Source organism: Streptomyces lucensis JCM 4490 (genome assembly GCF_014650035.1).
Lineage (GTDB): Bacteria > Actinomycetota > Actinomycetes > Streptomycetales > Streptomycetaceae > Streptomyces > Streptomyces lucensis.
This window is the reverse complement of the sequence record NZ_BMUE01000014.1, coordinates 157,006-168,560: the sequence shown is the minus strand read 5'-3', so window position 1 is coordinate 168,560 and position 11,555 is coordinate 157,006. Positions and strand designations below refer to the sequence as shown.

The following is an 11,555-nucleotide window of genomic DNA, read 5'->3' as shown; positions in this document are numbered from 1 at the left end:
CCCGTTCCCGTCGTCCGCCCCCGGGCCGCCGGACCCGCTCCGGCCGGGGCGGCTCAGTGCGGGAACGCCCGGGGCGGCCGCTGCCGGGGCAGCTCCTCGCGGAACCCGGAGACGACCGAGCTGATCTGGCGCATCAGGACCGTGTCCTCCAGCCGGTCGAGGTAGAGGTTGGCGCGCGCCAGCGCCGGCAGGTCGGCGCAGAAGTACAGCGCCATCAGCGGGTTGACGAACAACTCGCTGCCGCGGGTGCGCTCGGTGAACCGCACGTCGCCGAACTGCCCGCGTACCGCCGCCGCGACCGACCCGTGCACGATGCTCGGGTGGCTCGCGTGGGAGCGCTGGGCGTGGGCGACCGCGTCGAGGTAGGCGGCGCCCTCGGGGCTCTCGCGGGGCAGCGAGAACGCGCCCAGGTAGCCGCCCGCCCGGTCCAGGGCGGCCAGGTTCTCCAGTACGAGGGAGTGGTTGACACCGTGGTGAGCGTCCACCCCGAAGCCCAGGCAGGCCACCAGCCGGTGCGGGACCTCGTCCAGCCCCGCGACGGCGGCCAGGCTCGCCATGTCCTCCTCCGGAGTGCCGAGCCCGTGCTCGTCCCCGCGCATCAGAATGTCCGTCCCGCCGTCCACCAGCACCACCGCGTCCACCCCGCCGAGGTGTTCCAGCAGCGCCCGGTAGGCGGCGCGCAGCGGCCGGACACCGGTGGTGGGGAAGGCGTAGACGGTGCCGGGCAGGCCCCGCGAGTCCAGCCACCGGGCGAGCGAGCGCTCGGGGAAGTAGTCGCCGCGCAGCGGGGTGCCCGGACGGATCGCGGCGACGTCCTCCTCGATCCAGTGGTCCGGGCCGAGGCCGTACAGGTCGGCGAAGGACAGGTTGGCCAGGTGGACCTCGGCGCCGGCCGACCGCAGCGCGAGGGCCAGGGGCAGGCCGGCGTAGACGTCGAAGCCGCCGCCCGCGCCGGCGACGAGGATCCGGCGCGCCTCGCGCAGGCGGCTGAAGAAGACGGGTTCACGGAGGGAGGACACCGCAGGACCGTAACAGGGCCGCCCCCGGGGGACCTTGGGGATTTCCGGCTGCCCTCCCTCGCCGGCCCCGGCGAGCGCGGGGCTACGCGCCGCTACCCCGCAGCATGTCCTCGCGCTCGACGATCTTCACCCGCTCGCGGCCCTGCGGCTCGCCCAGGGCGCGCTCGGCGGCGTCCAGCCTGTACCAGCCCTCCCAGGTGGTGTAGCGGACGTTCCGCTCGGCGAGGAAGGCGTCCACGGCCTCCGGCGCGGGCGAGTCGGGGGTGTGCAGACGGCCGCCCGCGTGGTCGGCGAGCAGGTTGGCGACGGTCTCGTTGGCGTCGCCCTTGGTGTGGCCGATCAGGCCGACGGGGCCGCGCCGGATCCAGCCGGTGACGTAGGTGGACTGCAGGTGGGCGCCGCCCTCCTCGATCACCCGGCCGCCCTCGTCCGGGACGGTGCCGGACTCGATGTCCCAGGGCAGCTTGGGCAGCTTCTCGGAGAGGTAGCCGACCGCGCGGTAGACCGCCGTGACGTCCCAGTCCTTGAACTCGCCGGTGCCCTTGACGTTGCCGGTGCCGTCCAGGGCGGTGCGCTCGGTGCGCAGGCCGACGACCCTGCCGTCCTCGCCGAGGATCTCCGCGGGGGACTCGAAGAAGTGCAGGAACAGCTTGTGCGGCCGGTCGCCGGTGTCCCGGATCGCCCAGTTCTCCAGGGTCTTGGCGACCATGTCGGCCTGCTTGTTGCCGCGCCGGGTCGCGATCGAGCCCTCGTCGTAGTCGATGTCCTCGGGGTCGACGACGACCTCGATGTTCGGGGAGTGGTCCAGCTCGCGCAGTTCCATGGGGCTGAACTTCGCCTGGGCCGGGCCGCGGCGGCCGAAGACGTGGATCTCCAGGGCCTTGTTGGCCTTCAGACCGTCGTAGACGTTCGGCGGGATCTCCGTCGGCAGCAGCTCGTCGGCCGTCTTGGCGAGGATGCGGGCCACGTCGAGCGCGACGTTGCCCACACCGAGCACGGCGACCTTCTCGGCCTCCAGCGGCCAGGTGCGCGGCACGTCCGGGTGGCCGTCGTACCAGGAGACGAAGTCGGCGGCGCCGTAGGAGCCGTCCAGGTCGACACCCGGTATGGACAGGTCGCGGTCGGCCATCGCGCCGGTGGAGAAGATCACCGCGTCGTAGAAGGCGCGCAGGTCGTCCAGGCTGATGTCGGCCGGGTAGTCGACGTTGCCGAAGAGGCGGACCTGGGGCTTGTCCAGCACCTGGTGCAGGGCGGTGACAATGCCCTTGATGCGCGGGTGGTCGGGCGCGACGCCGTACCGGATCAGGCCGAACGGGGCGGGCATCCGCTCGAAGAGGTCGATGGACACGCCGGGGCCGGCGGCCGCCTCGGACTTGAGCAGGGCGTCGGCTGCGTAGATCCCGGCGGGGCCGGCTCCGACGATGGCTACCCGCAGGGGGCGCGGCATGATCGATTCCCTTCGCATGTGAACAGGAGACTCGATCAAGAAGCCTAAGCTAAGGCACGCCTAAGTTAGTAAGGGGGTCGCACCTATGACCTCATAAGGTGATCTTATGCCTGGCGCAGGTATTCCTTATGGAGGGAGGGGCCGGGCGGCCCGCTCGGTCGGGGGTTGTGGGCGGGGGTGGAGGCGGGCCGAGGTGGTCCGCTCGGCGTGCCGGGGGTGTCAGGCGGGTCTGACGATCCGGTGGATCGCCGCCTCGCCGGCGCCGTAGATCGACTCCTCGCGGATGGAGGACCCCGGCCCCGGGGCGTGCACCATCATGCCGTCACCGACGTGCAGGCCCACATGCCGGTCGTCGTCGAAGAAGAGGACGAGGTCTCCGGGCTCCAGGCCGGCGAGCGTGACCGGGGAGCCGGCGAGCGCCTGCCGGTGCGCGGCACGCGGCAACGAGACCCCGGCCGCCTTCCAGGCCGCCTGGGTGAGGCTGGAGCAGTCGTAGGAGTCCGGCCCGGTCGCGCCCCACACACACGGCTTGCCCAGCTGTGCCCGGGCGAACGCGATGGCCTTGGCGGCCCGCACGGCACGGGGGGACCCGGAGGCGGGGAGGGGGAGCGGGAGGGAGCCCGTTCCGGTGGTGGGGGCGGCGGAGGTGGCGGCGCCGGGCACAGCGGGGGCGGTGGGCGTCGCCGGTGCCGGCGCGGCCGTCACCGGCACACCGGGGGTCGCCCACTGAGGCTGCTGCCACTGTCCTGTCGCCTGCGCGCCCTGTGCCACCAAGGGCACGGCGGGCTGAACTCCGGTGGAGGGAGCGGCGAGTTGAGCGGCGTACCGGGAGAGCAGGTCGCCCGCCGCGGTGATCCTGCGCCGGTTACCGTCCTTGAGGTCGGCGGGGGAGGGGCGGCCGGCCGCGGCGGAGCCGGGCAGGGTCCTGGGCCCACGAACGGGGGCCGGCTGTGCGGTGGGGAGTGTGGCGACCGACGGAAGGGCCGCCTCCGCGAACCCCGGCGCGACGGCCTCCGCCGTACCGAACCCCGGCGCGACGGCCTCCGCCACCCGGGACTCCGGCACTCCCGTGGCCGATCCGTACGCCCCGAAGCCGGCCGTCTCCGGCCCGGTGGCGACGACGCCGCGCGACTCCGTTGCCTGCTGGGGCATGACAGCCGCGGTAGTCGCAGACGCCGGTACGAGTCCGTCCGGTGCGGGGAACTGCGTCGTGGTCCCCGGAACTCCGAGCCCGAGGGGCCCCGGTGCGCCGGGAAGGGCCCATTCACCGCTCGACCAGGTTGTGCCGGGCTCCGCCGCGAGTTGGGGCAGTCCCGCCCCGGCCGGTTGCGGCGCCGACCGGAGCCCGTCGAGTGCCGCGAACCGCGCCGTGGGCCCCGGTGTGCCGAGCCCGAGCGATTCCGGCGTGCCGGGGGCGACCGGGTCCTGCCCCGGCGCGGGCACTGCCGCGCCGGCCGGTCCGGGTGCCTGCCCCGGTCCGCCGAGTCCCGGCGGGCCGGGCGTGGAACCGGGGGTGCCGGACCCGGGGGTGCCCCGCATGCCGCCCCCCGCCGAAACCGCCGGTGCGCCCATCCCCGGTGCCGGTGCGCCGGCGCCGGCCGGACCGGTGAGGGCGAGGCCGGTCGACTCGGCGGCGCCCTGCGGCAGTTCGCGTCCCGGCGCACCGGGCGGTGTCGTGCGGTCGTCTTCCCGGGCCGGCCAGGAGCGGCCCGCCGCGTCCGCCGCGGGCCCGGCCGTCAGTTCGGCCACCGGGCGGTCGGCGCCGCGTTCCAGCGCCTCGGGCCTCCGCCCGGCCGGCCCCGGCTCCAGAGCCGCCCGGGCGCCTCCGGGCAGGGCGGGGGTCTCCCGCCCGCCGCTGGGAAGGCCCAGGAGTTCGCGTCCGCCGTCCGGCAGGCCCGACCACCACCCCTCCCGCGAACGAGGGGGCGCCGCCGGGCCGTCGGGCTGCCGGTCGGCGGGCAGCACCGCGGGGACGGTCGGGCCGAGTTTGGCCCGTGCCGCGTCGAACCACTGACGGGCCACCTCGTCGAGCGCGGGATCCGGCCGCCGGCCGCGCCGCTTGGCCAGCGGGACGCCCCGGGAGCGAGTCCGGGCCGCCATGGCCCGGGTCGCGTTGAAGTTCCCTGTCGCGTTCTCGGCCTGTTCGTAGAGGGAATCGATCCGCTGCCGAACCTCGTCGCGGCTCTCCGGCGCCATGGAAGACGTGCTCCTTCCTCGCCCCGCGGGGCAGTCGGGCCGTTTCGCCCGGACCGTCGAGCACCGACGCCGGACCACACGGCGGCTCGCCGGGGTCGAGCCGGGCGGCCTCGCGTCAACCTAGCCAACGTGTGTGCCTCGTGTGAAGGTTGACGTGTGAAATGTCCGATACGTATTCGTGATGTTCGCGATGGCGTTCGAAGGGGAACGGGTGGGATTCTCGTCTTCCTGTGAGATCCCGGTGAATTCGCGTTTCGGTTGAACACAGGGGCTCCGTCCTCCGTATGAAGCGGGGGGACCTCCATGCCCGACCGGCAATGAGACACAGGGGACGACCTTGGTACGCAACAGGCGCAGACGCCCGACCGGCGCAAGACGCGCGACCCTCGCAGCAGTGGCCCTGATGCTGGGCGGAGGCGGCCTCGTCGCGGCCAACGTCTACGCCTCGGCCACCGAGGGCTGGGGCGACGGCTCCGACGCCCAGGGGCAGGTCCTGTCCGCGGGCACGGCCACGATCTACTGCCCCGACGTCGGCAGCCGGCTGACGGACGTTCCGGACGCGGCCCGCCAGGACGTCGACCGACAGCTGGCCGTGCTCGACCAGCAGACCGCGGCGGCGTACCGGAAGCTCCAGGAGTCGTGGCAGGCGGGGCAGGACGCCGGCTCCGTCGACGGCGCGATCATGGACCCGTTGAAGGAGAAGCGGACGGAGACCATCGGCCGGATCGCCGACGCCATCGACCGGGTGGGGCAGCGCCCGGGCGGACTTGACGACCTGGCCGGATGCGCCATGCGCCCCGGCGACGGCGGCGGTCAGGGCACGGCCACGGCCTCCCCCGGCCAAGGGGGCCAGCAGGGTGGCGGGAGCCAGCCGCCGGGCGGGGCGGGCCAGGGCGGCAACGGGCCCGTCGCCTCCGACTACACGGACATCACCTCCGTCCCGCCCGAGACCTCGAACCCGCCCCGGCAGGACTACGCCTCACCGGGAACCTTCATCTCCGACTGCGGCGTCAACGCGAACGGCCTGTTCAACTCGGACAACGTCATCGTCGCCCCCGGAGTCTCCAACGGCGCCCACCACTTCCACGACTACATCGGCAACCAGGGCAACAGCGCCTTCGCGAGCGACGACGACCTGGCGAAGGCCGACACGAGCTGTGTGGACCAGGGCGACAAGTCCACGTACTACTGGCCGGTGCTGCGCCTGCAGAACGGAACGCAGGAGCGCGACGCCGGAGCACCGGGAGGCGGCACGGAGGGCAACGCGGGCAAGATCGTCACGCCCGAGCAGGTGACGCTGACGTTCGTGGGCAACCCGCGCGAGAAGGTCACCGCCATGCCCCGGCTGCTGCGCATCATCACCGGCGACGCCAAGGCGTTCGTCAACGGCCCCGGCAACGCCAACGCCTCCTGGAGCTGCACCGGTTACGAGAACCGTCAGCTCAAGGACAAGTACCCGCTGTGCCCGCAGGGCAGCGACGTCGTGCGCAGCTTCCGGTTCCAGAGCTGCTGGGACGGGCGCAACATCGACAGCGCCAACCACCGCACCCACGTGGCCTTCACCGCCGCCGACGGCTCGTGCCCCGCGGGTTTCCGCCCCATTCCGCAGCTCGTGCAGCGGATCGTCTACGACGTCGACGCGCCGAGCCTCCAGGACGGCGGCCGTACCGTCCCGCTGTTCGCGGTCGACTCCTTCCCGGAGCAGCTGCACAAGCCGGTCACCGACCACGGCGACTTCATCAACGTCTTCGACGAGGACCTGATGCGCGAGATGGTCGACTGCATCAACTCCGGCCGCACCTGCGGTCCGAAGGACGACGGCGACGGCAACGACGGCGGTGCCGGTGACGACGGGGGTGCCGGTGACGACCCGGTCCCGGCCCCGGCGCCGACGGCGAGCACGGGCACCGGCGCGACGGCCGCCCCCGGCCCCGGAGCCACGCGGGAGCCGGGCGACGGTGCCTCCACGGCACCCGGCACGGGCGCCGGACCCGAGCCGGAGCCGTCCGTCTCCCGGGACGGCACGGTTCCGGGGACCGACGTGACGACCTCACCGGCCCGTACCACCAAGCACGACTCGGCCGACAGGACGAAGAAGACGGACGACGGGAAGCCGGCGGGCAAGGACCCGGCGGACGACGGGAACCGGACGGGCGAGAAGGGCGGGACGGACGGCTCCGGCAAGGCCGGGCCGGCCAAGTCCGCCGAGCCCCGGCCCACTTCGACCCGATCGGCGCCGGCCGAACCGGCGCCGTCCCCGTCCGTGTCCTCCGCGTCGGACCAGGCCGCCGCCGGATCCGCCCCGCCCGTCGCCGCGCAGACCGAACCCCAGGCGGCCGAGGGCGGCCTGGCGGAGACGGGGGCCCACCTGTGGCCCGCGGCTCTCGGCACCCTGCTCGCCCTGTCGGGCCTGTTCATGCTCCTGCGCGCACGGCGCCTGCGCTACTGAGTCTCGCGTCACTGAGCCTCAAAGCGCCGTACGGCGGCCCGCCAAGTCGGTGGGCCGCCGTACGGATGGCTGCGAAGCACTTGTGGGAGCGCTCCCAGGAGCGTCAGGATGCGGTCATGTCCTCTCTCCGGCCCCCCCGTGACCCCCGCGATCCGTCCCTACCGCCCCGCCGACCGGGCGGCCGTGGCCGACGTCTGCGTCCGCACCGCGCACAACGGAGGCGACTCCCGGTCCATCTACCCCGACCGGCGGCTCATGCCGTCGCTCTTCGCCGAGCCGTACTGCCACTTCGACCCGGACCTCGCCTTCGTGCTGGACGACGGCACGGGCCGGGCCGTGGGGTACATCGTCGGCACCGCCGACACCGGGCGTTTCGTCGAGGACTTCCGGCGGACCTGGATCCCCCGGATGGCCGGCCGCTACCCGGAGTCCGCCGAGCCGCCCCGCACGCCCAGCGAGGAAATGGTCCGCCTGCTGCACCACCCGGAGCGGATGCTCGTACCGGAACTCGCCGCCTACCCGGCCCACCTGCACATCGATCTGCTGCCGCCCTGGTAGGGGCGGGGGTACGGCCGCCGGTTGCTGCACGCCTTCCTGGACGCCCTGCGCGCGGGGGGCGTCCAGACGGTCCACCTCGGCATGGTCACCGCCAACACGCGCGCCCGCGCGTTCTACGACCGGCTCGGCTTCCACGTCATCCCGGTCCCGGACCTCGGTCCGCTCACCTACCTGGGCCGGGCCACCGCCGTGGACTGACCGGGGCCCGGCGGCGGTGGCCCTCAGGTGAGCCGGAGGGTCTGCTTGGCGAGGTCGTACGCGGGGCGCATCTCCTCGTGCTCCGCGGTGTCCATGCCGCCCAGGTGCAGCACGACCGGGCCGTCGGGTGTGCTGACCGCGAAGGCGCTCTCCTTCTTGGTCTCGTCCAGGAGCTTGCTCGTGTAGAGGTACTCCACCTCCACGGCGGGCAGACCGCCGCCGGTCTTGAAGGAGTGGTACTTCGCCTTGCTGACGTCGTCCTCGGCGGCGACGAACGCCCGCAGCACCCCGCCCGCGTCCGTGTCGCCCGCCTTGCCCGTCCACACGCGCAGGAAGCCGATGTTCCCCGCGGGCTTGGCGTCGATCTCGCAGGCGGCGGTGACGGGTCCCTGGCGCAGGAACGCGTCGGCCAGCGCCCCGGTGAGGTCGCCGTCCGACCCCTTCGACGACTTGGACAGCTCCGCCTCCGCGTCGATCGCCTTGGCCTTCCAGTCCTTGGCGATGCCGAAGCTGACGGGCAGTTCGCAGGCGGAACCGGCGGCTCCGACCGTGCCGCCGCTCGCCGCGGCCTTGCCGGCGCCGCCCGTGCCCTTCGCGCTCGGCGACGCGCTCGGGGCCTTCTTCCCGTCGTCGTCCGCCGACTCCGCGCAGCCGCCCAGCGCGGCCGCCAATGCCACCGCCACGATCGCCCGGCCCCCTACGGACCCCGCCTTGACCTGCACCGCCGTTCTCCCCTCCGGTTGCGGGTCGCCACTGTAGCCGAGTGCGCCGACAGGGCGGGACGCACGGGAGCCCCGTGCTCGTCCGCTGACGGGCCGTTACCTTACTGAACCGTGATATTCCAGGTGCTACCCGTGGTAACACCTTCGCGGTTACCTTCCTGACCAGCCGCTTCGGAGCCCCCTGCCCCACATGCCCCCAGGAGGTCCGCCATGCCCGTGCGTACCCGTCTGCCCGCCCTCGCCATCGCAGTCGCCGCCTGCCTCGGCGCCCAGACCGCCGCCGCACTCCCCGCCGGCGCCTTGGACACCGTCGTGTCCCGCGGCGTCACCATCCCCGCCTTCTACACCCCGCCCAGCACCCTGCCCGCCGCCGACGGCACCCTGATCCGCAGCGAACCCCTGCCCCTGGCGCTGAGCCTGCCCGGTCTCGACGGCCCTCTGCCGGGGCGGGCCACCCGGCTGATGTACAAGTCGACCGACTCCACCGGGCAGCCGGTCGCGGTGACCGGCGCCTACCTCGAACCCACCGCCCCCTGGAGGCGCGGAGGACCGCGCCCGCTCGTCGCGGTGGCCCCCGGCACCATGGGCCAGGGCGACCAGTGCGCCGCGTCCCTCGGGCTGGAGCACCCGCTGACGCTCAACGGCCGCACCGCGTCGGTCGGTTACGAGGACCTCGCGATCTACCGGCTGCTCGCCGAGGGAGTGGCCGTCGTCGTGACCGACTACGCCGGCCTCGGCGCCACCGACCGGCTGCACACCTACGTCAACCGTCTCGACGGCGCCCACGCGGTCCTGGACGCGGTGCGCGCGGCCCGCGGTCTCCAGGGGGCGTCGGCGACGGCGGCCTCACCCGTCGGGCTGTACGGCTACAGCCAGGGCGGCGGCGCCACCGCGGCCGCCGCCGAACTCCAGCCGTCCTACGCCCCGGACATCACCCTGGCGGGCACCTACTCCGGTGCGCCGCCCGCCGAGCTGACCGCGGTGACCGAGGCGATCGACGGCAGCGACCTGGCCGGAGCCCTCGGCTGGTCCGTCAACGGCTTCCTGCAGTCCGAACCGTCCCTGAAGCCGATCGCCGACAGGCACCTCAACGCGGCGGGCCGGGCGGCACTGGCCGACCTGTCCACGATGTGCGTCGGCGACGCGATCCTCTCCTACAACTCCGCGCACAGCACGTCCTGGACGAAGGACGGCTCGTCCCTCGGCGACGTCGTCAAGGCCGAACCCGCGCTGCGGGACTTCCTCGATCGGCAGCGCATCGGCAGGGGCAGGCCGGCGGGCCCGGTACGCGTGGCGACCGGGATCACCGACGACCTCGTCCCGCACGCGCAGGCCCGGCAGCTGGCCGTCGACTGGTGCCGCAAGGGTGCGAACGTCACCTACGTCCCGGTCAGCACACCGCCCTTGGGACGGGCCCTGCTCAACCACGTCGCGCCGCTCATCGCCGACCAGGGCGCCGCCATCGACTGGCTCACCGACCGGCTCGCGGGCCGGCCCGCCGGCTCCACCTGCTGGTCCCTGCCCCTCCAGCCCTGACCGGCGTCATCCCGTCCCGCGCCGGCAGTCCAGGAACAGGTGCGGCTCGGGTACCGCTTCGGGGTGGGCCGGTGTGAACAGGGCGTGTTCCTCGGCCAGCACCGTCAGGCCGGCCCCGGTCACCAACTCGGTGAACTCCCCGGCGGCGAAGCTCGTCACCCGCACCGGCTGCCCCATGAAGAGCCCCTCGGCGTCCTGCACGTCGAGGGGCACGGTGGCGAGCGAGACCAGCCCGCCGGGCCGTACCGCGCGTGCCAGCTTCCCCACCACGGCCGCCTGTTCGGCCCGGGACATCTGCAGCAGTGAGAAGTACCCGCACACGGCGTCGAACGCCCCCTCCTCGAGCGGGAGTCGCCGGATGTCCGCGAGCCGGAACTCGGCCCCGGGCACCTGCCGCCCGGCCAGCTCCACCATGACCGGCGAGACGTCCACCCCGAGCACCCGGTGCCCGGCACCGGTGAGGGCCTGCGCGGTCGGCCGGCCCGTGCCGCAGCCGACGTCCAGCACCCTGCTGCCCGGCGCCAGCCGCTCCAGCAGCCGGCCCAGCGACGCCCGGTGCGGCTCGGACGCCGCGAAGGCCTCCTCGTAGGCGAGCCCCAGCGCGTCGAACACCACGGCGGCCGGTGCCCGGCGCCCGTCCTCGGTCACCCTGTCTCCTTCCGTCGCCGGATGCGCACGGCATCCCGCGCACTGCCGCAAGCGCACTGCCGGGCTGGTCCTACCCCGGGCGGGCGGGTCCGACGCCCCGGGGGCGGCCGCCGTTTGCGAGAGGGCGCCGGCGCACGGCAGGGTGCGAGGCGTGCCTACCTTGCTGATCGTCCACCACACCCCGTCGCCCAACTGCCAGGCCCTGTTCGAGGCCGTCGTCTCCGGCGCCACGACACCGGAGATCGAGGGTGTCCGCGTCGTCCGTAAGGCGGCCCTGTCCGCCACCGCCTCCGACGTCCTCGAAGCCGACGGCTACCTGCTCGGCACCCCCGCCAACCTCGGCTACATGTCCGGTGCCCTCAAGCACTTCTTCGACCAGATCTACTACCCCTGCCTGGACGGGACCCGGGGCCGCCCCTTCGGCTACTACGTCCACGGCGGCAACGACGTCACCGGGGCCGTCCGCGCCGTCGAGGCCGTCACCACCGGCCTCGGCTGGCGCCGCGCGGCCGAGCCGGTGACCGTCACCGGCGAGCCCGGCAAGGACGACACCGAGGCGTGCTGGGAACTCGGCGCCACCGTCGCGGCGGGACTGACGGCCGGCGCCTGACGGCCGGGCCCCGCGGTGCGCGGCCCGCACGGTGCCCCGGGCCGCCGGACGGGGGGCGTGCCAGGCGCGGTGCTCGCACCGCAGCCGGACGCCCGCGTCGCCCGGGCCCGGCGGGCGGTGCGCGACCCGCGGGCATCCGCTGCCCGGACGGATGGAGGTGCGAGCCCGCCCG

The 11,555-nt window shown here is 74.1% G+C and carries 8 protein-coding genes and 1 pseudogene; 4 read left to right on the top strand and 5 right to left on the bottom strand.

Going from position 1 to position 11,555, the window contains the following annotated elements; genetic code table 11:
* Positions 1 to 53: 53 nt before the first annotated feature.
* From IE177_RS27435 to IE177_RS35265, 3 genes are all read right to left on the bottom strand, one after another.
* Positions 54 to 1,019: a DUF1152 domain-containing protein gene (locus IE177_RS27435; protein ID WP_190018120.1), complete on the bottom strand. Its 966-nt coding sequence runs from the start codon at positions 1,017 to 1,019 to the stop codon at positions 54 to 56.
* 82 nt (positions 1,020 to 1,101) lie between these two features.
* Positions 1,102 to 2,466 carry an FAD-dependent oxidoreductase gene (locus IE177_RS27430; RefSeq protein ID WP_190018119.1) on the bottom strand — a complete coding sequence of 455 codons (1,365 nt, stop codon included), beginning with the start codon at positions 2,464 to 2,466 and terminating at the stop codon, positions 1,102 to 1,104.
* Positions 2,467 to 2,685: 219 nt separating this feature from the next.
* Positions 2,686 to 4,662, bottom strand: coding sequence for an NlpC/P60 family protein (locus IE177_RS35265; protein ID WP_229816298.1), 1,977 nt, complete (start codon positions 4,660 to 4,662; stop codon positions 2,686 to 2,688).
* Positions 4,663 to 5,065: 403 nt separating this feature from the next.
* On the opposite strand from IE177_RS35265, the gene IE177_RS27420 reads away from it, so the two are divergent.
* On the top strand, positions 5,066 to 7,111 hold the full coding sequence (locus tag IE177_RS27420) for a DUF1996 domain-containing protein (RefSeq protein ID WP_190018168.1): 2,046 nt from the start codon (positions 5,066 to 5,068) through the stop codon (positions 7,109 to 7,111).
* Positions 7,112 to 7,219: 108 nt separating this feature from the next.
* A pseudogene (locus IE177_RS27415) lies at positions 7,220 to 7,867 on the top strand (GNAT family N-acetyltransferase).
* 23 nt (positions 7,868 to 7,890) lie between these two features.
* On the opposite strand, the gene IE177_RS27410 reads toward IE177_RS27415, so the two are convergent.
* Positions 7,891 to 8,589, bottom strand: a complete 699-nt coding sequence (locus IE177_RS27410; protein WP_190018118.1) for a lipoprotein — start codon at positions 8,587 to 8,589, stop codon at positions 7,891 to 7,893.
* A 210-nt stretch (positions 8,590 to 8,799) separates the two neighbouring features.
* On the opposite strand from IE177_RS27410, the gene IE177_RS27405 reads away from it, so the two are divergent.
* The gene (locus tag IE177_RS27405) at positions 8,800 to 10,125 is read left to right on the top strand and encodes a lipase family protein (RefSeq protein WP_190018117.1); all 1,326 of its coding nucleotides are present in this window, start codon (positions 8,800 to 8,802) and stop codon (positions 10,123 to 10,125) included.
* Between the two features lie 6 nt (positions 10,126 to 10,131).
* Here IE177_RS27405 and IE177_RS27400 read toward each other — a convergent pair whose 3' ends face one another.
* The gene (locus IE177_RS27400; protein ID WP_229816297.1) at positions 10,132 to 10,773 is read right to left on the bottom strand and encodes a class I SAM-dependent methyltransferase; all 642 of its coding nucleotides are present in this window, start codon (positions 10,771 to 10,773) and stop codon (positions 10,132 to 10,134) included.
* A gap of 151 nt (positions 10,774 to 10,924) precedes the next feature.
* Between IE177_RS27400 and IE177_RS35260 the strand changes: the two genes are divergently transcribed.
* Positions 10,925 to 11,383: a flavodoxin family protein gene (locus IE177_RS35260; RefSeq protein WP_229816296.1), complete on the top strand. Its 459-nt coding sequence runs from the start codon at positions 10,925 to 10,927 to the stop codon at positions 11,381 to 11,383.
* Positions 11,384 to 11,555 lie beyond the last annotated feature (172 nt).

Coding starts and splice junctions, on each gene's coding strand:
- IE177_RS27405 (WP_190018117.1), top strand. CDS start 8,800: ATGCCCGTGCGTACCCGTCTGCCCGCCCTCGCCATCGCAGTCGCCGCC.
- IE177_RS27420 (WP_190018168.1), top strand. CDS start 5,066: ATGCTGGGCGGAGGCGGCCTCGTCGCGGCCAACGTCTACGCCTCGGCC.
- IE177_RS35265 (WP_229816298.1), bottom strand. CDS start 4,662: ATGGCGCCGGAGAGCCGCGACGAGGTTCGGCAGCGGATCGATTCCCTC.
- IE177_RS27430 (WP_190018119.1), bottom strand. CDS start 2,466: ATGCCGCGCCCCCTGCGGGTAGCCATCGTCGGAGCCGGCCCCGCCGGG.